This is a genomic window from Pseudomonas sp. 3MAES_34.3B (assembly GCF_058145875.1).
Genome location: NZ_CM176960.1, coordinates 5,251,452 through 5,275,787 on the forward strand (window position 1 = coordinate 5,251,452; position 24,336 = coordinate 5,275,787).

The following is a 24,336-nucleotide window of genomic DNA, read 5'->3' on the forward strand; positions in this document are numbered from 1 at the left end:
CCGAAGCCAGAACGGCCGGGGCTACCGGTTATCGCAAGGGCTCAAGGCCGGGGCGCATACGCAAACACGTCTGCACGCATCTGGTGAGGGTCCATGCCGGCTTCCACCAAGGCGTCGAGGGTGGCATACACCATGGCCGGCGAGCCGCTGGCGTACACATGCACTGAAGAAAGGTCACCGATGTCCTCGCGTACGGCTTCGTGCAACAGGCCGCAGCGCCCTTCCCAGCCACAGAGGTCACTCACCACCTTGTGAAGATAAAGATTGGGCAGGCGCTGCCATTCATCCCAGTGCTCGATCTCATAAAAGTCGCTCGGCTGGCGTACGCCCCAGTAGAGGTGCACAGGATGTGCGAAACCCTGGGCTCGGCAGTGCTCGATCAGGCTGTGCATCTGCGCCATACCGGTTCCGGCGGCGATCAATACCAGAGGGCCATTGGGCAGCTCGGCCAGGTGAGCATCGCCATAGGGCAGTTCTACCCGGGCCAAGCCGTCTCGCCGAAGCTGGGCCAGCAGGTTGAGCGCGCTGTCTTCGCGCCCCAGGATGTGCATTTCCAGATCGCGGCCACTGTGGGGAGCCGAAGCCAGGGAAAATGCAGCCTTGTCGGTGCCGTCTCGCTCGATCAGCAGGTACTGGCCCGCATGGTAGCGGGGCGGCTTGCCAGCGGGCGCACGCAAGCGCACCCGCCACACATCGCCGCCTACGTCAGCGCACTCGGTCACCTGGCAGGCAAAGCTGCGCACAGGGAGCTCACCGCGCGAAAGCACGCCATCCCACAGCAGCACACAATCTTCCAGCGGCTGCGCAATGCAGGTATAGAGCTCGCCATGGTCCCGTTCCTGCCCCTCCTGGCGCACACGCCCTTCGACCAGCAAGGCGGCGCACACGTGGCAATTGCCGTTACGGCAACTGTGCGGGCAGTCATAACCCAGGCGCCGGGCGGCATCGAGGATGTTCTCGCCCGGCTGCACTTCAAGTACTGCGCCAGAAGGTTGCAAGGTTACGCGCATCAGTCTATTCCCAGCTGGTTCCAGAGTTCGTCCACGCGGCGAGTAATGGCAGGGTCCCGCTCGATCACCCGGCCCCACTCGCGAGTCGTTTCGCCGGGCCACTTGTTGGTGGCATCCAGCCCCATCTTCGAGCCAAGCCCGGACACCGGCGAGGCGAAGTCCAGATAGTCGATGGGCGTGTTGTCGATCATTACCGTGTCCCGCTTGGGGTCCATGCGGGTAGTTACTGCCCAGATCACATCGTTCCAGTCCCTGGCATTGATGTCGTCATCGGTGACGATCACGAACTTCGTGTACATGAACTGTCGCAGGAAGGACCACACGCCCAGCATCACCCGCTTGGCATGCCCGGGGTACTGCTTCTTGATGGTGACCACGGCCATGCGGTACGAACAACCTTCCGGCGGCAGATAGAAATCAACGATTTCAGGAAACTGCTTCTGCAGGATCGGCACGAACACTTCGTTTAAGGCAACGCCAAGGATCGCGGGTTCATCCGGTGGCCGGCCGGTGTAGGTGCTGTGGTAGATAGGCCGGGTGCGATGGGTGATGCGCTCTACCGTAAATACCGGGAAGCGGTCCACTTCGTTGTAATAGCCGGTGTGATCGCCATAGGGGCCTTCATCGGCCAGTTCGCCGGGATGGATCACCCCCTCCAGCACGATTTCGGCACTGGCCGGCACTTGCAAGGTATTGCCCCGGCACTTCACAAGTTCGGTGCGGTGGCCGCGCAACAGCCCGGCGAAGGCGTATTCGGACAGGCTGTCCGGCACCGGGGTGACCGCGCCGAGTATCGTTGCAGGGTCTGCGCCCAGGGCGACCGCCACCGGGAAAGGCTCGCCAGGGTGTTTGTCGCACCACTCGCGGTAATCCAGCGCGCCGCCGCGATGGCTGAGCCAACGCATGATGACCTTGTTGCGGCCAATCACCTGCTGGCGGTAGATGCCCAGGTTCTGCCGTTCCTTGTTCGGCCCGCGGGTAACGGTAAGGCCCCAGGTGATCAAGGGGGCCACATCGCCTGGCCAGCAGTGCTGGATCGGCAACCGTGCAAGGTCGACGTCATCGCCCTCCAGCACCACCTCCTGGCACGGAGCATCCTTGAGCACCTTGGGCGCCATGGAGATGATTTTCTTGAAGATCGGCAGCTTGGACCAGGCATCCTTGAGGCCCTTGGGCGGCTCCGGCTCTTTCAGGAACGCCAGCAGCTTGCCGATTTCCCGCAGCTCGCTCACATCTTCCGCACCCATGCCCAGGGCCACGCGGCCCGGTGTGCCGAACAGGTTGCCCAGCACTGGCATGTCAAACCCTACCGGGTTCTCGAACAGCAGCGCGGGGCCCTGCTTGCGCAGGGTGCGGTCGCAGATTTCGGTCATTTCCAGTACCGGAGAAACCGGTACGGCGATGCGTTTCAATTCTCCGCGCCGCTCTAGTTGCTGCACGAAGTCTCGGAGATCCTTGAATTCCATCGGCCAGTCACACTTCCAAAGAGACGCCTAGCTTACCCGCCCCACGGCGGGCGCGGATAAAAAAACGGCGCCCGAAGGCGCCGTGATTTGCGAAGCGCGATTACTTGCGCTTCATCGACAAGAAGAACTCATCGTTGGTCTTGGTCTGCTTGAGCTTATCGATCAGGAACTCGATGGCGGCGATCTCATCCATCGGGTGCAGCAGCTTGCGCAGAATCCACATGCGCTGCAGCTCGTCGTCGGCGGTCAGCAACTCTTCGCGGCGGGTGCCGGAACGGTTGATGTTGATGGCCGGGAAGACGCGCTTTTCCGCGATACGGCGGTCCAGCGGCAGCTCCATGTTGCCGGTACCCTTGAATTCCTCGTAGATGACTTCGTCCATCTTCGAGCCGGTTTCGACCAGGGCGGTGGCGATGATGGTCAGCGAGCCGCCTTCTTCGATGTTACGGGCCGCGCCGAAGAAACGCTTTGGCTTCTCGAGGGCGTGGGCATCCACACCACCGGTCAATACCTTGCCGGAGCTCGGGATCACGGTGTTGTAGGCGCGTGCCAGGCGGGTGATGGAGTCCAGCAGGATCACCACGTCCTTCTTGTGCTCAACCAGGCGCTTGGCCTTCTCGATCACCATCTCGGCCACTTGCACGTGGCGGGTTGGCGGCTCGTCGAAGGTAGAGGCGACCACTTCGCCGCGCACAGTGCGCTGCATCTCGGTCACTTCTTCCGGGCGCTCGTCGATCAGCAGAACGATCAGGTGGCACTCAGGGTTGTTACGGGTGATGTTTGCGGCGATGTTCTGCAGCATGATGGTCTTGCCCGCTTTCGGCGGAGCGACGATCAGGCCACGCTGGCCCTTGCCGATGGGCGCGCACAGGTCGATGACACGACCGGTGAGGTCTTCGGTGGAGCCGTTGCCGGCTTCCATCTTCAGGCGCTTGTTGGGGAACAGCGGCGTGAGGTTCTCGAAAAGAATCTTGTTCTTCGCGTTTTCCGGCCGGTCGAAGTTGATGGTGTCGACCTTCAGCAGGGCGAAGTACCGCTCGCCTTCCTTCGGAGGGCGGATCTTGCCGACGATGGTGTCACCGGTCCGCAGATTGAAGCGGCGGATCTGGCTTGGCGACACGTAGATATCGTCGGGGCCGGCCAGGTAGGAAGCATCGGCGGAGCGGAGGAAGCCGAAACCGTCCTGGAGGATCTCCAGCACGCCATCACCGGAAATCTCCTCACCGCTTTTCGCGTGCTTCTTAAGCAGGGAGAAAATCACATCCTGCTTGCGCGAGCGGGCCATGTTTTCGATGCCCATCTGTTCGGCCATTTCGAGCAGGTCGGTGATCGGCTTTTGCTTGAGTTCAGTCAGATTCATAGAGGGAATGACGTGTTCTGTATGGAGGGAATAAGCATTGGGCTTAGAGAGGCCGCGCCGGGAGAGAGGCGATAGGATCGCGCACAAATTCGAGTTGGAATGCGTCGGCGACGACTTGCAGGGGGCACCGGAGAGACCAGTGCGAGGCCGAATTTAACACCTGGGCACAGGGCCGTCTAGTCGGTAAAAAGAAAAAACCCCGCTAAATGCGGGGCTTTGTACAGCTGACAGCAAACTTAGATGTTTGCGTCAAGGAATGCCTGAAGCTGCGACTTGGACAATGCACCAACCTTGGTCGCCTCCACATTGCCGTTCTTGAACAGCATCAGGGTAGGAATACCGCGCACGCCGTGCTTGGCGGGGGTTTCCTGGTTCTCGTCAATGTTCAGCTTGGCGATGGTGACCTTGCCCTCGTAAGTAGCGGCAATTTCGTCCAGTACTGGCGCGATCATCTTGCACGGGCCGCACCATTCAGCCCAGTAATCCACCAGCACCGGGCCCTGGGCCTTCAGTACATCGGCTTCAAAGGATGCATCGCTTACGTGTTTGATCTTGTCGCTGCTCATGAATGTCTCCTGGTCACGACTTTGAAATTGCGCCCATCATAGCCTTCCCTGTTTGTAACCGAAAGCTTGAGGCGATTGAGTCTAGCTATAGTGTTACACCATTTCTCATATGACCCGAAGCATCTGGAAAAATGCACCGCCATTGCTCACTCCGCAGCCGCAGGTGCAAGGCTGGCACCATTGCGGAGCCGCTTGATTGAAGAAGGCGGCAATAGCCCGCTACGTATTTGCCTGTTTGCGGGGCTGAAGAAGCCAGCGGCTGGCTGGCATGCGCTGTGCAACCGTTGCTCTGTCCTCGCCTGACTGGAGCAACCCATGCTTAAACGCTGTGTAACGCTGCTCACCGCAAGCCTGATGGCTGCCCTGCTGGCGCAAGGCGCCCATGCGGACGGGCTCGCTGACATCACCGCACGAGGCACCCTGCGCGTAGCCGTGCCGCAGGATTTCCCGCCTTTCGGCTCTGTCGGCCCCGACATGAAGCCCCGCGGCCTGGATATCGATACCGCGCAGCTGCTCGCCCAGCGCATGAACGTCAAGCTTGAGCTCACACCAGTGAACAGCACCAACCGTATTCCTTTCCTCACCACCGGCAAAGTCGATCTGGTGATTTCCAGCCTCGGCAAAAACCCGGAGCGCGAGCAGGTGATCGACTTCTCCAGCGCCTACGCGCCGTTCTACCTGGCGGTGTTCGGCCCCCCTGACGCGGCAATCGGTGGCCCTGACGACCTCAAAGGCAAGACCATCAGTGTTACCCGTGGCGCTATCGAAGATATCGAGCTAAGCAAGGTGGCCCCCGAGGGAGTGACTATCAAGCGTTTCGAAGACAACAATTCCACGATCGCCGCGTACCTGGCCGGGCAAACCGACCTGATTGCCAGCGGCAACGTCGTGATGACCGCCATTACCGAGCGCAACCCCAAGCGGGTACCGGCCTTGAAGTTCAAGCTCAAGGACTCTCCTGTGTATGTGGGATTGAACAAGAATGAACCTGCCCTGCTCGCCAAAGTGAACGAGATCATCGCAGCCGCCAAGGCCGACGGCAGCCTCAACACCAACGCCATGACATGGCTCAAGCAGCCACTGCCCGCCGACCTCTGAGGCGTTTCGTGCAGCATCCGTTCGGGTGTCTGCGCGCTGATCAAGGACCGTTCATGGCTTATCACTTTGATTTCGCGCCCGTGCTGGAAGCTTCACCGCTGCTGTTGCGCGGTGCGGGTGTGACGCTTGCGCTCACCGCAGTGGGCGCGTTGCTGGGTGTTGCCATCGGTATCCTGGGGGGGATTTCCCGAGCCTGGGCGATCCGGCCCTTGGCGGGCATCTATACGGTGTATGTGGAGCTGATTCGGAACACGCCTTTTCTGGTTCAGCTGTTCTTTATTTTCTTTGGCTTGCCGTCCCTGGGCGTGCAACTGAGCGAATGGCAGGCAGCGGTATTGGCGATGGTGATCAACCTTGGCGCCTACAGCACCGAGATCATTCGCGCCGGGATACAAGCCGTGCCCCATGGCCAGCTGGAAGCAGCCGCCGCGCTGGCGCTGAGCCGCGCAGAGGCGTTCCGCCACGTTGTGCTGCGGCCCGCGCTGGGCAAGGTGTGGCCGGCACTGAGCAGCCAGATCATCATCGTGATGCTGGGTTCGGCTGTGTGCTCCCAGATCGCCACTCAGGAACTCAGCTTCGCCGCCAACTTCATCCAGTCACGCAATTTCCGCGCGTTCGAGACCTATCTGGTCACTACCCTGCTGTACCTGCTGATGGCCATCCTGGTGCGCTGGGGCCTGGCCTGGCTGGGCCGGCGGCTGTTCATGAGGTCGCGATGACTGATTTCACGTTCTGGGACATCCTGCGCAACCTGCTAGTGGGGCTCAAATGGAGCCTGCTGCTGTCTCTGCTCGCTTTTGTGGGCGGTGGCGTGTTGGGCTGGCTGGTATTGCTCGCGCGGGTATCGCCTCGCCCTTTGCCCCAGTCGGCCGCCAAGGTGTTCATCGAGCTGTTCCAGGGCACGCCCCTGTTGATGCAGTTGTTTCTCATATTTTTCGGCATGGCGTTGCTCGGCGCGGATGTATCGCCCTGGGCCGCCGCGGCCGTTGCGCTCACCCTCTTCACCGCAGCGTATCTGGCCGAAATCTGGCGGGGCTGCGTGGAGGCCATACCTGGCGGGCAATGGGAAGCTTCGGCCAGCCTGGCACTTACCCGCTATGAGCAATTGCGCTACGTCATTTTGCCCCAGGCGCTGCGCATTGCAGTGGCCCCCACGGTCGGGTTCTCGGTCCAAGTGGTCAAGGGCACGGCGGTTACCTCGATCATCGGCTTCACCGAACTCACGAAAACGGGCGGCATGCTCGCTAACGCTACCTTCGAGCCCTTCATGGTGTATGGCCTGGTTGCGCTAGGCTATTTCTGCCTTTGTTTCCCGTTATCGCTGTTTGCCCGTTACCTGGAAAGGAGGCTGCATGCCGCTGCTTAGAGTGACCGCGCTGCACAAGTATTACGGTGACCACCATGTGCTCAAGGGGATCGACCTCAGCGTGGAAGAGGGCCAGGTGGTGGCAATCATCGGCCGCAGCGGGTCAGGAAAAAGCACCCTGTTACGCACGCTCAACGGGCTGGAAAGCATCAATGACGGGGTGATCGAGGTTGATGGCCAATACCTTGATGCCGCGCGCGCCGACCTTCGGGCATTGCGCCAGACCGTGGGCATGATCTTCCAGCAGTTCAACCTGTTTCCACATTTGAGCGTGGGCGAGAACGTGATGCTTGCGCCCCAGGTGGTAAAAAAGGTGTCTCGAGACGAGGCCAGAGCATTGGCCCGTCGCATGCTCGAGCGCGTCGGCCTGGCGGACCGATTCGACACCTTCCCGGAACGGCTGTCCGGTGGCCAGCAGCAGCGCGTAGCGATTGCCCGCGCCTTGGCGATGTCACCCAAGGTACTGCTGTGCGACGAAATTACCTCCGCGCTGGACCCCGAACTGGTCAGCGAGGTGCTGAGCGTGGTGCGGCAACTTGCCAAAGAGGGCATGACGCTTGTCATGGTCACCCACGAAATGCGTTTCGCCCGCGACGTGGGAGATAAACTGGTGTTCATGCACCAGGGGCGCGTTCATGAGAGCGGCGACCCTCGGCAATTGTTTGCCTCGCCGGGCACGCCGGAGCTGGCCAGCTTCCTTGGCCAGGGTGAGGCCTGAACGGGCCGTCGGGCTGGCGCGCAACGTTGGCGAAGCACGCGTATCGTGGCAGGATGTTCAGGTTATCGACCGAGAACCTCGAAAATGCCGCCACTCAAGCCAACGAACCTGTCACTCATCGCTGCGATTGACCTGGGCTCCAACAGCTTCCACATGGTCGTGGCCAAGACCAATCAGGGTGAAATACGCATCCTCGAACGTCTCGGCGAGAAAGTACAACTGGCCGCCGGCATCGACGAACAGCGCCAGCTCAGTGAAGAATCCATGCAGCGCGGGCTGGACTGCCTCAAGCGCTTTGCCCAGTTGATCAACGGCTTGCCCTTGGGCGCGGTACGAATCGTGGGCACCAATGCCCTGCGCGAAGCGCGTAACCGCGCCGAGTTCATCCGCCGCGCCGAAGCCTTGCTGGGCCACCCGGTGGAAGTGATCTCCGGCCGCGAGGAAGCCCGCCTGATTTACCTGGGGGTTTCCCACACCCTGGCCGACACCCCCGGCAAGCGGCTGGTCACCGACATCGGGGGCGGCAGCACCGAATTCATCATTGGCCAGCGGTTTGAACCGTTGATCCGCGAAAGCCTGCAGATGGGGTGCGTAAGCTTCACCCAACGCTACTTCCGTGACGGGAAGATTACCCCGGCACGTTATGCCCAGGCCTATACGGCCGCCCGACTCGAGATCATGAGCATCGAGAATGCCCTGCATCGGCTTGGCTGGGATGAAGCCATCGGCTCGTCCGGGACCATCCGCGCCATTGGCGCCGCGCTCAAGGCAGGGGGCCAAGGCGCGGGCGAGGTAAACGCCGAAGGCCTTGCCTGGCTCAAACGCAAGCTGTTCAAGCTGGGCGATACGGACAAGATCGACTTTGACGGTATCAAGCCTGACCGCCGCGCTATCTTCCCCGCAGGCCTTGCGATTCTCGAAGCGATCTTCGACAGCCTGGAGCTGCAGCGCATGGACCACTGCGAAGGTGCCCTGCGTGAAGGCGTGCTCTATGACCTGATGGGCCGCCACGGCCACGAAGACGTGCGCGAACGCACGCTCCGGTCCCTGATGGATCGCTACCATGTAGACCTGGACCAGGCCGCGCGCGTGGAAGAAAAGGCACTAGAGGCGTTCGACCAGGTGGCCGATGCCTGGGGGCTGGACGACGGCGTATGGCGGGACCTGCTCGGCTGGGCCGCCAAGGTGCATGAAGTAGGGCTGGATATTGCCCACTACCATTACCACAAGCATGGGTCTTACCTGATCGAGCACTCGGACCTTGCGGGCTTCTCGCGCGAGGATCAACAAATGCTGGCCCTGCTGGTACGTGGTCATCGTCGCAACATTCCACGCGAGCGCTTCGCCGACTTCGGCGAGAATGGGCAAAAGTTGATTCGCCTGTGCGTGTTGCTGCGCTTCGCCATCCTGTTCCACCACATCCGTGGCACACAGGAAATGCCGCAGGTTCAACTGCATGCGGGCGTTGATACGCTCGACGTGGTCTTCCCTGCGGGCTGGCTGGAGAACAACCCCCTGACCCAGGCCGACTTCGCGCTCGAAGCGGAGTGGCTGACCCGGGTGGGGTTCACCCTTACCGTACGGTAAGGGGCTGGTTGCTGAGCCGATCGAGCAGCGTGACCTGCGCATTGCGCGCGTTCTGGTTGCCGGTCGGGCTCAAGCGCACATAGGTACCGTCTGGCTGCAGTATCCAGGCATGGGTATTGTCGGTGAGGTACGCCTCCACTTCTTTCTTCACCCGGGTAATGAGCTTTTTGCCTTCCACGGGGAAACAGGTTTCCACGCGGCGGTCCAGGTTGCGCTCCATCCAGTCCGCGCTGGACAGGAACAGCTGTTCCTCGCCCCCGTTGAGGAAGTAGAAGATCCGGGTGTGTTCCAGGAAGCGCCCGATGATCGAACGCACGTGGATGTTGTGGGATACACCCGGCACGCCCGGGCGCAAGCAGCACATCCCTCGCACGATAAGGTCGATCCGCACGCCAGCCTGGCTGGCCTTGTATAACGCGCGGATGATCTTCGGGTCTGTCAGCGCGTTGAACTTGGCCACGATGTGCGTGGGTTTGCCTTCGACCGCGAACTGGGTTTCCCGCGCGATCATATCCAGCATGCCCTTCTTCAGTGTGAAGGGCGCGTGCAGGAGCTTTTTCATGCGCAGGGTTTTACCCATGCCGATCAGCTGCGTGAACAGCTTGCCCACGTCTTCGCACAAGGCGTCATCGGACGTCAACAAGCTGTAGTCGGTGTACAGCCGCGCATTGCTGGCGTGGTAGTTACCCGTGCCCAGGTGAGCGTAACGGGTGATCTCGCCACCTTCACGGCGCAGTATGAGCATCATCTTGGCGTGGGTCTTGAACCCTACCACGCCATAAATCACCACCGCGCCCGCAGCCTGGAGGCGGCTGGCCATCTGGAGGTTGGATTCCTCGTCGAAGCGGGCGCGCAGTTCGATGACTGCCGTAACTTCCTTGCCGTTGCGCGCGGCATCCACCAGCGCGTCGACGATCTCGGAGTTGCTGCCGCTGCGATACAACGTTTGGCGAATGGCCAGAACGTGAGGATCCTTCGCCGCCTGGCGCAGGAAGTCGATAACGGGCGTGAACGACTCGAAGGGGTGTAGCAGCAGGATATCCTGCTTGCTGATCACGCTGAAAAAGTTATCCGCGTTCTGCAGCAGCTTGGGAATGGCCGGGGTAAATGGCATGTGCTGCAGCTCGGGATGGCTGTCCAGGCCAGTGATGCTGAACAACCGGGTCAGGTTCACCGGGCCGTTGACCTGGTACAGCTCCGACTCCGCCAGGTTGAACTGCTTGAGCAGGTAATCGGAGAGGTGCTTGGGGCAGGTATCTGCTACTTCGAGGCGCACCGCATCACCATAACGCCGGGAGAACAGCTCGCCACGCAAGGCACGGGCAAGGTCTTCGACGTCTTCGGAGTCCAGCGAGAGGTCTGCGTTACGGGTAAGGCGGAACTGATAGCAGCCCTTTACCTTCATCCCTTGGAACAGGTCATCGGCATGGGCATGGATCATCGATGACAGGAACACGAAGTTATCGCCCGTGCCGCTTACATCTTCCGGCACCTTGATCACGCGTGGAAGCAAGCGCGGCGCGGGAATGATCGCCAGGCCAGAGTCGCGCCCGAAGGCGTCCACGCCTTCAAGCTCCACGATGAAGTTCAGGCTCTTGTTCACCAGCAGCGGGAACGGGTGAGTAGGGTCCAGCCCGATCGGCGTGACGATGGGAGCGATTTCATCGCGGAAGTAGCGCCGTACCCAGGCCTTGAGCTTGGGCGTCCAATGGCGACGGCGGATAAACCGTACCTGGTGCTTCTCGAGCTCGGGCAGCAGGATGTCGTTGAGGATCGCGTACTGGCGGTCCACTTGAACATGGACGAGCTCGCTGATCCGCGCCAGCGCCTGATGAGGCTGCAGGCCATCGGCACCGGCCTGCTCGCGAGCGAAGGTGATCTGCTTCTTGAGCCCGGCCACGCGGATCTCGAAGAACTCATCCAGGTTGCTGGAGAAGATGAGAAGAAACTTGAGGCGTTCCAGCAGCGGATAGCTTTCATCCAAAGCCTGCTCGAGCACGCGAATATTGAATTGCAGCTGTGACAGCTCACGATGGCTGTACAAAACAGCGTCGTCCAGGCCCGGGGCAGCCGGGGGTGGGGGCGCTGGTGTCACGTCCTGTGGTGCTTCGGCTACCACTTCAACGAGGGGTTCCGTCACGGGTTGAGCCTCTTCTACGACAAGATCGGGGAGCGCTTCATTATTCATGTGAACATCCTGAAGGGCCAGGGGCCCTGGGTGCAATGGGCGGCACGCACGGCAAGGTCGATCAGCCACAGTGACGATGGCTCGCGAAGCGAGGTCACGGCCCCGATGTCGAACCGCAAGGGCCGAGGGGGGCACAGCGCCGCTGGAGACGGCCCGGGCTGTTATAAAGTCAATATGTGACAGGCACATGACAGCCGTGGTTGATGGAAACAGAACGCAGACGGCCAGTAATGTTCACGTCGAGACACATATCGACACTTTCATGAATTTCTCTTAAGGGTTAGGCTGCGCGTTCATTTCGCCAGCATCTTGAAAATGCTCCATCAATTTCTCAACGATTTCGGTTACCTGGCCCTGTTCCTGGGGACCTTCTTCGAAGGCGAAACCATCCTGGTGCTCGCGGGTTTTCTTGCGTTCCGCGGGTACATGGACATCAACCTGGTGATGCTGGTGGCATTCTTCGGGAGCTACGCCGGCGACCAGCTGTGGTACTTCCTCGGCCGGCGCCATGGCAGGCGGTTGCTGGCGCGCAAGCCGCGCTGGCAGACCATGGGCGACCGTGCGCTCGAGCACATCCGCAAGCACCCCGACCTGTGGGTACTCTCTTTCCGCTTCGTTTATGGGCTGCGCACGGTCATGCCGGTCGCGATCGGCCTGTCGGGCTATCCGCCTCGTCGTTACCTGTTGCTCAACGGCATTGGCGCGATGGTATGGGCCATCGCCCTCGGCCAGGCGGCCTATCATTTCGGCTCGGTACTCGAGGGGCTGCTCGGCAACGTGAAGAAGTACGAGCTATGGGTACTGGGTGGTCTGTTGCTGCTGGGCGTGGTGCTGTGGATCAGCCGCCGCATCAAGGCGGCACGTATCGCTCGCAAGGCGGAAGAAGCCTCCAAGCTGCCCGGCCCACCCTCGCAGTGAACACTGGCGCCGCCCTGCACTCACACTGATACAGGTCGACAAGGGGGCCCTGCAATGGCCACGCGGGTTGCGGTAATACTTTCTGGTTGCGGCTTTCAGGACGGTGCGGAAATCCAGGAAAGCGTGCTGGCGCTGTTGAGGCTGGACCAGCTTGGTTGCGAGGTTCAATGCTTTGCGCCGGATACCGAATTCGACGTAGTCGATCACGTCTCGGGCCAGCCGACCGGTGAGCGTCGGCGAGTGCTGGTAGAAGCGGCGCGGATCGCCCGTGGCAACATAAGGTCCCTTTCCGAAGCGCAGGTAGAGGCGTTCGATGCCTTGGTGATCCCTGGCGGATTCGGCTCGGCCCTTAACCTCTCCAACTTTGCGACCCAAGGGGCGCAATGCACCCTTGACCCGCACCTGCTGGCCTTCGCCGAGGCTTTCGCCGAAGAGCGCAAACCCGTAGGGCTCATCTGCATTAGTCCCGCACTGGCGGCGAAAATCTATGGCCCTACGGTTGTGTGCAGCATTGGTACCGACGCCGAGACGGCCGCGACCATCGAGAAAATGGGGGCTACCCACGTGCCCTGCGCAGTGGACGCGATTGTGGAAGACGAGCATCGCCGCCTGGTGTGCACCCCTGCCTACATGAGTGCCAGGTCTATCGCCGAAGCGGCCTCAGGCATCAATGCACTGGTAGACCGAGTGGTTGAACTGGCTGCCACGCCGCTGTAGTTACAGCGGTGCTCGTCGCAACGTGGCCAGAAAGGTCGCCGCGCCTACGAACAGCCCGGCAAAGGTGCGGTTGAGCCGTTGCTGCTGGCGAGGGCTGCGCAGCAGGCGCAATACCTTCGAGGCAAGGCCCGTATAGCCTGCCATCACGATCAGGTCCACGGTGACCATCGTGGCGCCGATAATCAGGTATTGCATGAGCAAGGGCGCGTGAGGGTCGATGAATTGCGGTAGTACCGCAAGCATGAACACCAGAGCCTTGGGGTTGCTCACGTTCACCAGAAACCCGCGCGTAACGAGCCCGAGGCGGCTGCCACCGACCGCAGGGGTGGCAGCGTCCTGCATCTCCATTGGCGAAGCCCGCCACTGCCGAACTGCCAAGTAGAGCAGATAGAACACCCCGAACCACTTGATCACTGTGAACGCGGTGGCCGAAGCCGCAAGTATGGCGCCTACGCCTGCGGCTACCACGGCGATCTGCAGCGCCAGGCCAAATTGCAGACCCAGCGCGTTCCAGTAACCTCTGCCAAAGCCGTAACGCAGCCCGGACGACATGGAAGCGATCGCACCTGCCCCCGGGGACAGGCTGATGATCCAACTCGCCGCCAGGAAGGCCAGCCATGTATTCCATGCCATATAGTGCTCCTTGTTGTGTGGCCCGCCGCATCCCATAACCGCGTTCGCTTGCAGTGTATGGCTAGCCCAGGCGTTCCAGTTCGGCTTGCATGTTTTCCAGCAGCTCCAGCGCCGTCATCCAGCGCTCTTCCAGCGAGCTTTCTTCGACCTTGAGCGCTGCCTGGCGAGCAAGCAGGTCTTTGAGCTCATCCTTTTTCGCAGCCTCGTACAGGCCGCTGTCACCCAGGCGGGTTTCGATCCGGGCAAGCTCTTCATGCACCTTGCCCAGCTGGGTTTCCAGCTTATCGGCTTCGCGCTTGTGAGGTGCCAACTGCTGACGCAACGCAGCGGCGGCCTGACGCTGGGCCTTTTTGTCGGTGCGCTCGCCATTGGACGCCGGCGTGGTGGCCGGGGCATTACGCTGACGGTAATCCACCAGCCAGCGAGCGTAATCGTCCAGGTCGCCGTCGAAGGGCTCCACGCGGCCTTCGGCAACCAGCAGGAAGTTATCCGTGGTGCTCTTGAGCAGGTGCCTGTCGTGGGACACTACCAGCACAGCCCCACTGAACTCCTGCAGGGCCATGGTCAGTGCCAGGCGCATTTCCAGGTCCAGGTGGTTGGTGGGCTCATCGAGCAGCAGCAGGTTCGGCCGCCCCCAGGCGATCAACGCCAGGGCGAGGCGAGCCTTTTCGCCCCCGGAAAAATTGAGCACGGGCTCGTCGATGCGAGCGCCACGGAAGTCGAAGCCGCCCAGAAAGTCTTTCAGGGTTTGCTCGCGCTCGCTCGGGGCAAGCCGTTGCAGGTGCAGCAAAGGGCTGGCCTTGCCGTCCAGCGAATCGAGCTGGTGCTGGGCAAAGTAGCCAACCTCGAGGTTTTCTCCCCGGCGCAGATCCCCGGCCAATGGCTCAAGTTCGCCGGCGAGGTTCTTGATAAGGGTGGACTTGCCCGCCCCGTTCGGCCCCAGCAGGCCGATCCGGGCGCCAGGGGTAAGCTGTAGCTTCACCTTCTCCAACACAAGCTTGCTGCCATAGCCCAGCTTGGCTTCGGACATGTCCAGCAAAGGGCTGGACAGCTTGTGCGCTTCGCGGAACACGAACTCGAAGGGCGAATCCACATGGGCCGCGGAGATCTCCTCCATGCGCTCCAGCGCCTTGATCCGGCTTTGCGCCTGGCGGGCCTTGGTAGCCTGGGCCTTGAAGCGAGCGATGTACTTTTCCATGTGGGCGCGGCGCGCCTGCTGCTTCTCGTATACCTGCTGCTGCTGGGCCAGCCGCTCGGCGCGGGCCCGCTCGAACGCGGTATAGCCGCCGCGGTAAAGCACCAGCTTGCGCTGGTCCACGTGGGCGATGTGGTCGACCACAGCATCGAGAAAATCCCGGTCGTGGGAAATGAGCAGTAGCGTACCGGGGTAGCCCTTGAGCCAGTCCTCAAGCCACAGGATGGCATCCAGATCCAGGTGGTTGGTGGGCTCATCCAGCAGCAGCAGATCGGACGGGCACATCAGTGCCTGAGCCAGGTTGAGGCGCATGCGCCAGCCGCCGGAGAAATCGCCGACAGGCAGGTCCATCTGAGCGTTGGTGAAGCCAAGGCCGGCCAGCAGCTTGCGCGCGCGGGCGTCCGCCGTGTAGCCATCGGCGGCATCCAGTTCGGAATGCAGGCGAGCGAGCGCGGCCCCATCGTGAGCTGCCTCGGCGGTGGCAAGCTCGGCCTGAATGGCTCGCAGGCGCTGGTCCCCGTCCAGTACATAGTCTACCGCCACACGCTCGAGCGTATCGACTTCCTGGCGCATGTGGGCAATGCGCCAGTCCGGCGGCAGGTCGCACGCGCCAGCGTCCGGCGTGAGTTCGCCGCGCAGCAAGGCGAACAAGCTGGATTTGCCGGCGCCGTTGGCACCGATGAGGCCGGCTTTCTGACCGGCGTGCAGGGTGAGCTCGGCGTCTTCTAGCAGACGCTGTGGGCCACGCTGTAAAGTGAGGTTCTGGATTCGGATCATAATGGCGGCGGAGTTTACCAGCTTCGCCGCCCACTGGCGTGGGGGCTCGATGCAAGATGATCTGTGGCGGTATGCCTGCGAGCTTTACGCCCTGCCCGGGATGGAAGCCGCCTGCCTGCAAGCACAGGCCGAGGGTGCAGATGTCTGCGTGGCGCTGTGTGCGTTGTGGCTCGAAGCGCGCGGCGTGGAGTGGTCCGCCGCCCGGGGGGGCTGCCTGCAAGCAACCGCCCAGGACTGGTCAGCGACTGTCATCGCACCACTGCGCACGCTGCGCCAGCAATGGCGGAACGCTGCGCTTGCCAACCCGACACTGGCCCACCTACGCGAAAGCGTAAAGCGCCTGGAGCTCGAAGCTGAACAGGCGCTGCTTCAGCGCTTGGAAAGAACGGCAGAAGGGTGGCCGCCTCAGCGCGCTACAGAGGCGCGCTGGGTTGACTGGGCCGTGGCGGATACAAACGCGCGGCTAGCTCTGCGCACGGCTGCCACACAGGGTTAGGATGCGCTGGAGGGCGCAGTTGCGCCGTTCACTGGCTTTTCGGCAGGTGCGCTACCTTTGGCGGGCACAGCCTTGGTGGTACGCGGCTTACGAGGGGCGCGCTGGGGGGCTGGCGCGGCCAGGGCATCCACACTGCTCGCAACGGCCTTGGCCAGTGGCGCCTTGCGGCTTGAAGGTTTGCGCGTAGCCGGTTTGGTAGCAGCCGCTTCCGGCTCCAGGGCCAGCAACACAGGCGTGGCGGGTTTCCGCGCAGCGCTCGCGCGGGAGGCGCCTGCCCTCGCGGCCGCGGGCTTGCGTACTGGCTTGGCTGCAGCGGCCCCGCTGCGCTGATCCAACGCATTGCCGGCGGCTTCACGCACCTTGCCCACTCCCTGCACCAACGCCAGGCCGGCTTGAATATCATTCTTGAGCTGGCCGATGTACTGGCGGGTTTCGGCCTGCCGCTGCTGAAGGGCGTCCAGCGATTGCTCAAGTTCCTTGGCATTGGCCCGGGCCTTGGCCTGAGTCTTCGATTTACCCTCGGCCGCTGCGGCTTCGATACGGGCTCGCTGTTTGTGCAGTTTTTCCTGCACTTTCACCCGTTGTTTTTCCAACTTGGCGAGGACCTTTTCAGCATCGGTCAGCGCTTGAGTGCAGGCTTGCTCGAAGTGTTCGATCAGGCTTGCGGTCAATTGCTGGAGCAGGTGCAACGGGGTGCTTACAGGCTTCTTCTTGGCCGACATGATTTTCCTCCTCGCTGAGTGGCCTTCCATGGTATGCCTAGCGCCGCCGGCTCGCTACCGCACCTGCACGAATTTATGCAGGTGTCGCGTGGCTATCGGGCGTTTGAAAGGTCGCAGCCTGGCGGCGATAATCCATGCTCAATACGGGAGCTTTCAATGTTGCGTTATTCGCTACTTACACTGAGCCTGGTCGCGCCGCTAAGCCTGGCCGAGGCGCCGGTCGTTTCCCCCCATGACCTGGGCTATAGCCTGGGCGCCAGCATCGGCGAGCGCTTGCGCGACGATCAACCCGACGTGGACATCGAGGCGCTGATCGAAGGGCTGCGTCAATCCTGGCGTGGTGAACCGCTGGCGCTGCAGCCCGAGCGTATTCGCCAGATCCTGGCCGACCATGAAGCCGCCCTCGGCACACCCACGCCCGGCCAGGGCTCGAATGTTGAGGCCGCGTTGGCCGCCGAGCGTCGCTTCATGGCCGCGGAGCGCGCAAAAGCCAACGTGCATGAGCTTTCGAATGGGGTGCTGTATAGCGAAATCAACCCGGGTGAGGGTGAGAAGCCAGGGGCCAACTCCCGGGTGGAGGTGGTGTATACCGGCCAGCTACCGGATGGGACCGTGTTCGACAAGAACGACCAGCCCCAGTGGTTCCGCCTGGACAGCGTGATCGACGGCTGGAAGATCGCCTTGCAGCAGATGCCCAAAGGCGCGCATTGGCGTGTGGTGGTTCCGTCCGACCAGGCTTACGGGGCTGAAGGCGCGGGCGAGTTGATTCCACCGTACACGCCGCTGGTGTTCGAAATCGAACTCCGCAACCTGGCCAACTGATTCAGGCCTGCGCCGCTTCCTCACGGTGTGCGTTATGGAGGACTTCGATGAGGCAGTCTTCCAGCTCGAACCGCTCATGTAGCGTGCCACCAAGCTCTTTGAGGCGCGCGGACAGGTCTGCGAAATCGGTGCAGTCGCCCTTGTCACAGTGGTCGTTGAACTTCAGGCAGCCTTCGGTGAGTACATCCAGCCGAGGGCAGATCTGCTCTGCGAGTTCGAGGCCGCGATCGTCCCCAAACGCCTTGGCTTCCTGGGTGAGCTGCTCGTATACGCCAAAGTGCCCGGCAGATACGTAGTCAACCAGAATTCCGCAAAAATCCTGCAGGCCGGAGCGTCGCAGACGCCCTTCCTCGGAGGCTTCCTCGATAGCGCCGAAGGCCTTGATCAGATGTTGGCGATCCTGCAGCCAGCGATCGATGATCAGGTGGACTCCACCCCAACGTTCCTGAGCATTCTGACAACTTTCCAGCATGGTCTGTTCTTCCCTTGAGGTTCACGTTGAAGACGGAACGCAAACCAGCCAATGGCCAGCGAAACAGCACTGTACGATTCATCCGGTGTAGCAAAGGGCCACGTTCCGGTGCGTTTAACGAGATTATGCCCCCGCGCCTGACGCTTCAAGGCATGGCGACATGATCTGCATACCAGTGTCGGTTCCCGGTAAGGCTGGTCAGCGCTGGAACAATTGCGCAGCGATGATGACCGCGAGCCCCGCAAAGGTCAGGAGGCTCCATTCGGGCAGGCTCATATCCAGCAGCGTCCAGTTGATGATGGCGCAGTCAGGAGTGCCCCACACCAACATCTTCACTGTTTCGAGCAGAGCCTCAGACTTGCCGAGCAGCAAAAGGTTCGGCGATGGACACGCGGGTAGTGGCAGCGGGTTCGATTGCAGCCACAGCTGCCGGATGGCGGAGGCCGCACCCGACACAGTGAGCAGCAATAAACTGATGCAATAGAGCCGACTTGCCCGCAGCCCCGGCCGATGCCACCAGGCCACTGCGTTGACGATTGCAATCACGAACAGCAGACCATGCTGTACAAACCGGAGTGGACAGGGTCGCAAGGCAACGACTTTTTCAATGTGAACCGCCGCGCTCAGTGCAAGCATGGCCAGCATGAAGGCCAACACGAACAGATGACGCGAGCGGGCCAGAGGCATGGGTAATCCAGGTACGCGATTAACAGGCAACCACGTTAGTGGAAAGGCCTGCGCGCTTTCAAGAAGAGGTCGCCAAGAAGTAATCTGAAAAGACGCAGGACGCCCAGCCTTGCGGAGCCCGGCCGAAGCCGGGCCCGCTACCGCTCATGCGCCCACCGGGCCCGGCAGGGGTAACGCCAGCAAGCGTTCGTCAAGCAGCCCAAGGCCTTCCTGAAATAGCGCATTGCTACGCTGGGTGTCGCCTAGTTGGGCCAGCAGCCGCGCCAGTTCGGCACACGCCTCGGCATTGCGCTGCAGGCGCAGGCTGGCTTCCAGATAATCACGGGCCTTACCCCATAGCCGCTCCTGCAAGCAAAGCCGCCCCAGCGTGAGCAGCAGGCTGGGGTCCTGCGGGTGATCCTTGAGCAGGCTTTCGGCGAAGGCCAGTGATTTGGCCGGCGCTTCGCCCGCTACAAGGCCGTACAGCCGCACCAGATGGCTGTCATAGCCGCGTTTGAGCGCTGCGCGCAGGACGGTTTCCGCCTTGCCCGACGCGCCCAGCCGGCGCAAGCGCTCCGCATAGTTGAGTACCAGCGCGGGCTCCTGCCGTTGCTGCTGGCCCAATTGCTGCCACGCGCGGTCGAGTGCTGCCTCATCGCTACCCTGCCCTTCCAGATCTCCCAGCAGCAATCGCTCACCCACGGCGCGCTGTTCGAGCGCCTCGATTTCTTCGCTGGCCATAACTTTGTTTTTGCGTAGCGCGGGCAGCAGCCGCACCACAGCCGGCCACTCATTGCGCTGCACGCACAGCGCTGCCAGTTGGCGAAGTACCTGGGTATTGGCCGGATAGCGCTCGTGCATGACCTCGAGCGTCGCAAGGGCACCGGCGGAGTCGCCACGGTCCGCTTGCAGCTGGGCGTGGGTAAGCGCAATCGCAAGTTCCGCCTTGGGCTGGCGCTGCAATGCTTGTTCGAGCAATGCATCGCTCTCCTCATGCAGGCCTTGTTCGTTCGCCGCACGGGCTGCACCCAGGTAATAGAACAGCGGATTGCGTTCGTTTTCAGCGGCCAGCTTCAAATGCTTCTGGGCACTGGCCCAACGGCCTTCAGCCAGATCCACCTGGCCGCGGGCGATGGCGGCTTGCAACCTGCGCCTGCGATTACGACGCGACCATGGGTTTACTACCCCACCGGAGGTGGCGAGCAAGCGGACCAGGCTGGTAAGCAGTATCCCGAGGAGGATCAGCCCAAGCACGGCTGCAAGCGTGGTCCACAAGCCGGATTCATAGCGGAACACATGGGGGTAGTCGATCAGCACGTACCCCGGGTGCAGCGAAATCCCCAAGCCGATCACAAGGGCTAGGGCAATCGTCACGAAGAGCACCACATACAAGCGCTTCATGGCGTGCGCCCCTGCCCGCCCTCGGCTCCGCTTACCGGCTGATGCCGCCGTGCCATATAGGCTTGAAGCGCGGCCAGGCTATTGGCCAGGTCTGGGGTGGCGACGGTGATGCGGCTGCCCGTCAACGCCTCGATCCGCTCCAGCAGCATACGGCTTTGCGTATTGTCCTGATTGAAATTGGTGGCCAGCACCTCTTTTGCCTGGCCCAGAGCCTGTGTATACACCGCTTGCTCACCATTGAGCGCGGCCCATTGCGCCTGTTCCAGCGCAAGGCTCAACGCCAGCCGTACCTGGCTCAGGCTTTGGCCTGCCAGCAGCGGGCGCACATTGGCGTCCGGGTTCAGGTCGATCCGGAAGAAGCTGGATATCCGCGCCCACCACAGGCGCCAGTGCAGCGTGCTGTCATCTCCTGAAGCGCTGACGGCTTCACGGTCGGCCTCGAACTGAGGCGCCAGCGCGGACAGCTGCGCTGCCTGTTCGCGTAGCGCGCCCAATTGCAGGAACAACCCGGTCCGGTCTGGCTGCTCGGTGGCTTGCAACGCCGCCAGGCTTCGCGCCAATTGCTCACGCGCGGCAAAGGCATTGGGATCGTCCTGCTCGCGCAGGATGTCGTCGGCGCCCTGCACCAGCGCGCGCGCACTGTTCACGTCCTGCAAGGCAGACAACCGCAAGCTGGCCAGCCGTACCAGGTGCTCGGCTTCAGCCAGGCGCCAGTCTTGTCGGCTGGCGCCCAGTACGGTTTCCAGACGCTGCCCCAGGCGCTGCTGATCGCTTTGTACCTGAGCAAGCAACCGCCGCCGCTCTTCCAGCTCATCCGCCGCGGGCAGCCGCGACAGGCGCTCGTCCAGGCTACGGGCCTGCTCGGTCAGGGTGCGGCTGTTGGCGGCCAGGCTGTCCACTTGAGCAGACTGTTGACGCTGGCCGGCATCCAGGTGGCGCAACTGCCAGACAGCCCAGCCTCCTACCCCTACGCCGGCAGCAGCGATCAACAATGCCAACACGGCCAAGCCACGGCCCGCCCGATCACCGCGCTGTCGGCTGGCCGGCAGCGGGCCGGCACCAGCAGGTTTGCTTGCAGGCTGCCGAACCGGATCAGCCGTGGGCTTGGTTGCCGGGCCTGCTGCCGAGCTGGGCACCGGGCCCGCTGCTGGCTTGGGCATAGGATCCAGGGGGTCTTGGGGCGGGGCTGTTTCGCTCACGTATCCTTCCTTTGTGGGGGGCGCGGTTCACGGGCTTCGTGTGGCCAGCGCGGCGATCAAGGCCGCATTGCTCGCGCCATGGCAATTCACAGGGCAGCAGCTGCCAAGCGCTTGAGCGAGGCTAGCCACTCGGGCGCTTGGCACGAACAGCGGCAGTGCCGCCAATACTGGCCACGCCGCACCGGCAAGCCGATGCAAATGCTCCAGCCCCTGACCACTGCTGACCACCACGCCATTCAAGCGTTCCGCTTGCAACCGTTCGGCTACAGCGTTGGCAGGATAATCAGGAACGCCGCGACGGTACAGTTCAAGATATTCGACCTCCACGCCTTGCTCGATCAAACGCTCGGTCAACCATTCGCGGCCACCCTCGCCCCGTATGATCAACGCCCTGTTACCACCTGCCTCGAGCGCCAAAATCAACTCAGGCAACTGCCACAGCGCTTCGCTATCATCGCCCTGGGTAGGAAAACTCGCATTTATGCCGCCCTGCCGGAGCACCTCCGCAGTTGCGGCGCCAACGGCGAACCAGCGCGGTACGGCGGCGGCCGGGTCTGGCGACAGCCAGCTGAGAGAAAGGTGTGCGGCAGGCTTGCTGACGACGATGACCGCAGCGAATCGCTGCAGCCAACCAGGCGCCGGCCTTTCGCCGAGCGACAACGGCTCAATCACCAGCATAGGCAGCGCACTACCGTAATGGCCGCCCGCTGCGAGCATCTGGGCGAGTATGCGAGACTCGTCGGCCGGGCGTGTCAACAGTAGCCGCCAGCGGCTCAATCGGGCCTGCCGTCAGCGTAGACTTCATCCAGGATGGCTTCGGCGCCCTGTGCCAGCAGGTCTTCGGCAACCCGCTTGCCGAGCGCTTCGGCCTCGGCGTGATAGGCGCGGGCCTCGGCGTGCAGCAACTGGCTCCCGTCGGGGCGCCCCACCAGCCCTCGCAGCCACAGCTGCTCGCCCTCCAGCACCGCATACGCGGCAATCGGAACCTGACACCCACCGTTCAAATGGCGGTTCATGGCTCGCTCTGCAGTTACCCTCACAGCAGACGGCCCGTGATGCAAAGGCGCCAACAAGGCGTGCAGTTCGCTATCAGCCGTACGGCACTCGATCCCGACAGCGCCCTGCCCGCCCGCCGGCAGGCTGTCCTGCGTGGTGAGGTTATCGCGGATACGGCCCTCGAAACCCAGGCGGATCAACCCGGCGGCCGCGAGAATGATCGCGTCATACTCCCCGGCATCGAGCTTGGCCAGGCGCGTGTTGACGTTGCCGCGAAGAAAGCGGATTTGCAGGTCTGGCCGGCGCGCCAGCAACTGCGCCTGACGGCGCAGGCTGGAGGTACCTACCACACTGCCCTCAGGCAAGGCGGCAAGGTTGGCGAACGTATTGGAAACGAAGGCGTCGCGCGGATCCTCACGCTCGCAGATGCAGTAAAGGCCGAGCCCCTCGGGGAAATCCATCGGCACATCCTTCATGGAATGCACCGCGATGTCGGCCTCGCCTTCAAGCAGGGCCGTTTCCAATTCTTTGACGAACAGGCCCTTGCCGCCGATCTTGGCCAGCGGCGAATCCAGCAATTTATCGCCCCGGCTGACCATGGGTACCAGGCTGACCTGCAACCCTGGATGGGCCCGTTCCAGACAGGCCTTGACTGTGTTGGCCTGCCATAAGGCCAGGGCACTTTTACGGGTGGCAATACGAACCGTGCGAGCGTACATGGGAAATACCGAAGCCTGAATGCGCCGATAATAACAGCTCGCCAACCCCTGGCGGGCCACGGCGCGGCTATCAGCCCGATAGCCCTGCCAGGAGCCTTGCGTCGATCAGAGCTGCTGCATCATCTTGCGTACGCCCGCAACATGGCGCCGGCTGACCACCAGCGCATCTCCGTTCAAACCCTTCAGATACAGCTGGAAATGCCCCAACGGTGTGCGCTGGAGACGTTCGATACGCTCGCGTGCCACCAATGCGTTACGGTGGATGCGTACGAACCGGTCCCCGAACTCGTCTTCGAGGGCCTTCAGGGGTTCGTCCAGCAACACCTCGCCGTTGTCGTGGCGCAGGGTGACGTATTTATGGTCTGCGATGAAGTAAATAACCTGGTCCAGAGGAATCAGCTCGATCCCTTTACGCGTGCGGGCGCTGATATGTGTGCGGGGGCCGCTGCCGTTGCCGCTACCGCTGCTGGCGGCCGGGCGAGTAAGTGCGGCCAGGGTCGCGCGGTTCGGGCGCTCCGCGCGCTTGAGCGCATCGGACAATTTATCCGAACTCACCGGCTTCATCAGGTACCGCACTTCGTTGTTCTCGAAGGCGTTGACGGCGAACTCGCCTTGGCCGGTGCAAAAGACCACGGCGGGTGGCGTGTCGCGTTCGCACAGCTTTGCAGCCACCTGCAAGCCGTCCAGGCCGGGCATGCGGACGTCCAGCAATACAACATCAGGCTTGAGGCTATCAATCAGCGTAAGGGCCTCGTCGCCGCTGCCGGCACCGGGTTCCAGGACGCTGTACCCTTCGAGGTCGCTGACCATACGGCTCAGTTTCTCGCGGGCCATGGGTTCGTCATCAACGATCAGGACATTCATAGAGTGCCGGATTCCTGCGTAAGTCTCGCGGATAGAAAGCGTAGACAGGTGAACTGACGGCCGTGGCGGCGTTCCACGCTGAGACTGGCGACGGAGTGGAAAAGTGCCCGAAGCCGCTGCGATCTCTCGCTTCGGCTATTCCATGCCCGTTGGAAGCACGCTTTTGCAGGGGTTGCCGCACAGTGATTGAGGCGCAACTGAACTCTCCCTTGGTCGCCCGCCGCCGCCCCCCTCCGGGGCTCGCTTCTGTACTCATGGCATTCCCGGCCGATGCCGCCCTGGCCGATGCATGAGGTTGCGGCTTCCTTCTCAACTGTAGACGTTCGCGGACGGGATATTGCTCAATCGGCTTATATCGTTTTGCGCGTTGTGCGTAGCGG

At 62.2% G+C, this 24,336-nt stretch carries 24 protein-coding genes; 9 read left to right on the top strand and 15 right to left on the bottom strand.

From position 1 onward, the window contains the following. Window positions 1–41: 41 nt before the first annotated feature. The 4 genes from AC3Z8Y_RS23655 to trxA form a co-directional block, all read right to left on the bottom strand. On the bottom strand, window positions 42–1,010 hold the full coding sequence (locus AC3Z8Y_RS23655) for a CDP-6-deoxy-delta-3,4-glucoseen reductase (RefSeq protein ID WP_490087801.1): 969 nt from the start codon (window positions 1,008–1,010) through the stop codon (window positions 42–44). Further along, on the bottom strand, window positions 1,010–2,476 hold the full coding sequence (gene ubiD / locus AC3Z8Y_RS23660; RefSeq protein ID WP_490087802.1) for a 4-hydroxy-3-polyprenylbenzoate decarboxylase: 1,467 nt from the start codon (window positions 2,474–2,476) through the stop codon (window positions 1,010–1,012). Before ubiD ends, AC3Z8Y_RS23655 begins: the two co-directional genes overlap by 1 nt. A 100-nt stretch (window positions 2,477–2,576) precedes the next feature. Continuing rightward, window positions 2,577–3,836 carry a transcription termination factor Rho gene (gene rho / locus AC3Z8Y_RS23665; protein WP_181111034.1) on the bottom strand — a complete coding sequence of 420 codons (1,260 nt, stop codon included), beginning with the start codon at window positions 3,834–3,836 and terminating at the stop codon, window positions 2,577–2,579. A gap of 236 nt (window positions 3,837–4,072) precedes the next feature. Next, complete coding sequence (trxA, locus tag AC3Z8Y_RS23670; RefSeq protein ID WP_181111035.1) at window positions 4,073–4,402, bottom strand: thioredoxin TrxA; 330 nt, start codon at window positions 4,400–4,402, stop codon at window positions 4,073–4,075. A gap of 315 nt (window positions 4,403–4,717) precedes the next feature. On the opposite strand from trxA, the gene AC3Z8Y_RS23675 reads away from it, so the two are divergent. The 5 genes from AC3Z8Y_RS23675 to ppx all read left to right on the top strand — a co-directional run bounded on the left by AC3Z8Y_RS23675 (window position 4,718) and on the right by ppx (window position 9,171). Next, on the top strand, window positions 4,718–5,500 hold the full coding sequence (locus AC3Z8Y_RS23675) for a transporter substrate-binding domain-containing protein (protein ID WP_490087803.1): 783 nt from the start codon (window positions 4,718–4,720) through the stop codon (window positions 5,498–5,500). Between the two features lie 53 nt (window positions 5,501–5,553). Next, entirely contained in the window at window positions 5,554–6,219 is a 666-nt protein-coding gene (locus tag AC3Z8Y_RS23680; protein ID WP_490087804.1) for an amino acid ABC transporter permease, read from the top strand. Further along, window positions 6,216–6,866 carry an amino acid ABC transporter permease gene (locus tag AC3Z8Y_RS23685; protein ID WP_490087805.1) on the top strand — a complete coding sequence of 217 codons (651 nt, stop codon included), beginning with the start codon at window positions 6,216–6,218 and terminating at the stop codon, window positions 6,864–6,866. The genes AC3Z8Y_RS23680 and AC3Z8Y_RS23685 overlap by 4 nt, the downstream gene beginning before the upstream one ends. Continuing rightward, window positions 6,853–7,584, top strand: coding sequence for an amino acid ABC transporter ATP-binding protein (locus tag AC3Z8Y_RS23690; protein ID WP_490087806.1), 732 nt, complete (start codon window positions 6,853–6,855; stop codon window positions 7,582–7,584). Before AC3Z8Y_RS23685 ends, AC3Z8Y_RS23690 begins: the two co-directional genes overlap by 14 nt. 84 nt (window positions 7,585–7,668) lie before the next feature. Continuing rightward, on the top strand, window positions 7,669–9,171 hold the full coding sequence (gene ppx, locus AC3Z8Y_RS23695; protein WP_490087807.1) for an exopolyphosphatase: 1,503 nt from the start codon (window positions 7,669–7,671) through the stop codon (window positions 9,169–9,171). Here ppx and ppk1 read toward each other — a convergent pair. Next, window positions 9,158–11,359, bottom strand: coding sequence for a polyphosphate kinase 1 (gene ppk1, locus AC3Z8Y_RS23700; RefSeq protein WP_490087808.1), 2,202 nt, complete (start codon window positions 11,357–11,359; stop codon window positions 9,158–9,160). The genes ppx and ppk1 overlap by 14 nt on opposite strands. 315 nt (window positions 11,360–11,674) lie before the next feature. Between ppk1 and AC3Z8Y_RS23705 the strand changes: the two genes are divergently transcribed. Both AC3Z8Y_RS23705 and elbB read left to right on the top strand, forming a co-directional pair. Then, on the top strand, window positions 11,675–12,277 hold the full coding sequence (locus tag AC3Z8Y_RS23705; protein WP_490087809.1) for a DedA family protein: 603 nt from the start codon (window positions 11,675–11,677) through the stop codon (window positions 12,275–12,277). A gap of 54 nt (window positions 12,278–12,331) precedes the next feature. Then, window positions 12,332–12,994: an isoprenoid biosynthesis glyoxalase ElbB gene (elbB, locus tag AC3Z8Y_RS23710; protein ID WP_490087810.1), complete on the top strand. Its 663-nt coding sequence runs from the start codon at window positions 12,332–12,334 to the stop codon at window positions 12,992–12,994. On the opposite strand, the gene AC3Z8Y_RS23715 is transcribed toward elbB, so the two are convergent. Both AC3Z8Y_RS23715 and abc-f read right to left on the bottom strand, forming a co-directional pair. Further along, window positions 12,995–13,627 carry a LysE family transporter gene (locus AC3Z8Y_RS23715; RefSeq protein WP_490087811.1) on the bottom strand — a complete coding sequence of 211 codons (633 nt, stop codon included), beginning with the start codon at window positions 13,625–13,627 and terminating at the stop codon, window positions 12,995–12,997. A gap of 61 nt (window positions 13,628–13,688) precedes the next feature. Next, window positions 13,689–15,599: a ribosomal protection-like ABC-F family protein gene (gene abc-f, locus AC3Z8Y_RS23720; RefSeq protein WP_490087812.1), complete on the bottom strand. Its 1,911-nt coding sequence runs from the start codon at window positions 15,597–15,599 to the stop codon at window positions 13,689–13,691. Window positions 15,600–15,648: 49 nt separating this feature from the next. Here abc-f and AC3Z8Y_RS23725 point away from each other — a divergent pair, with 49 nt between their 5' ends. Beyond that, window positions 15,649–16,095: a TIGR02444 family protein gene (locus AC3Z8Y_RS23725; protein WP_490087813.1), complete on the top strand. Its 447-nt coding sequence runs from the start codon at window positions 15,649–15,651 to the stop codon at window positions 16,093–16,095. Here the strand turns inward: AC3Z8Y_RS23725 and AC3Z8Y_RS23730 are convergent. Beyond that, a complete protein-coding gene (locus AC3Z8Y_RS23730; RefSeq protein WP_490087814.1) occupies window positions 16,092–16,817 on the bottom strand; it encodes an AlgP family protein in 726 nt (241 codons plus the stop codon). The genes AC3Z8Y_RS23725 and AC3Z8Y_RS23730 overlap by 4 nt on opposite strands. Window positions 16,818–16,973: 156 nt before the next feature. On the opposite strand from AC3Z8Y_RS23730, the gene AC3Z8Y_RS23735 reads away from it, so the two are divergent. After that, on the top strand, window positions 16,974–17,639 hold the full coding sequence (locus AC3Z8Y_RS23735) for an FKBP-type peptidyl-prolyl cis-trans isomerase (protein WP_490087815.1): 666 nt from the start codon (window positions 16,974–16,976) through the stop codon (window positions 17,637–17,639). A gap of 1 nt (window position 17,640) precedes the next feature. On the opposite strand, the gene rsd is transcribed toward AC3Z8Y_RS23735, so the two are convergent. The 7 genes from rsd to AC3Z8Y_RS23770 form a co-directional block, all read right to left on the bottom strand. After that, window positions 17,641–18,111: a sigma D regulator gene (gene rsd / locus AC3Z8Y_RS23740; protein ID WP_181111048.1), complete on the bottom strand. Its 471-nt coding sequence runs from the start codon at window positions 18,109–18,111 to the stop codon at window positions 17,641–17,643. Between the two features lie 198 nt (window positions 18,112–18,309). Continuing rightward, complete coding sequence (locus AC3Z8Y_RS23745) at window positions 18,310–18,798, bottom strand: disulfide bond formation protein B (protein WP_490087816.1); 489 nt, start codon at window positions 18,796–18,798, stop codon at window positions 18,310–18,312. Between the two features lie 144 nt (window positions 18,799–18,942). Then, window positions 18,943–20,178 carry a heme biosynthesis HemY N-terminal domain-containing protein gene (locus AC3Z8Y_RS23750; protein WP_490087817.1) on the bottom strand — a complete coding sequence of 412 codons (1,236 nt, stop codon included), beginning with the start codon at window positions 20,176–20,178 and terminating at the stop codon, window positions 18,943–18,945. Continuing rightward, complete coding sequence (locus tag AC3Z8Y_RS23755; RefSeq protein ID WP_490087818.1) at window positions 20,175–21,377, bottom strand: uroporphyrinogen-III C-methyltransferase; 1,203 nt, start codon at window positions 21,375–21,377, stop codon at window positions 20,175–20,177. The genes AC3Z8Y_RS23750 and AC3Z8Y_RS23755 overlap by 4 nt, the downstream gene beginning before the upstream one ends. Before the next feature lie 27 nt (window positions 21,378–21,404). Then, entirely contained in the window at window positions 21,405–22,154 is a 750-nt protein-coding gene (locus AC3Z8Y_RS23760; RefSeq protein ID WP_490087819.1) for a uroporphyrinogen-III synthase, read from the bottom strand. After that, window positions 22,151–23,092, bottom strand: coding sequence for a hydroxymethylbilane synthase (gene hemC, locus AC3Z8Y_RS23765; RefSeq protein ID WP_490087820.1), 942 nt, complete (start codon window positions 23,090–23,092; stop codon window positions 22,151–22,153). Before hemC ends, AC3Z8Y_RS23760 begins: the two co-directional genes overlap by 4 nt. A 105-nt stretch (window positions 23,093–23,197) precedes the next feature. Beyond that, on the bottom strand, window positions 23,198–23,956 hold the full coding sequence (locus tag AC3Z8Y_RS23770; protein ID WP_490087821.1) for a LytR/AlgR family response regulator transcription factor: 759 nt from the start codon (window positions 23,954–23,956) through the stop codon (window positions 23,198–23,200). Window positions 23,957–24,336 lie beyond the last annotated feature (380 nt).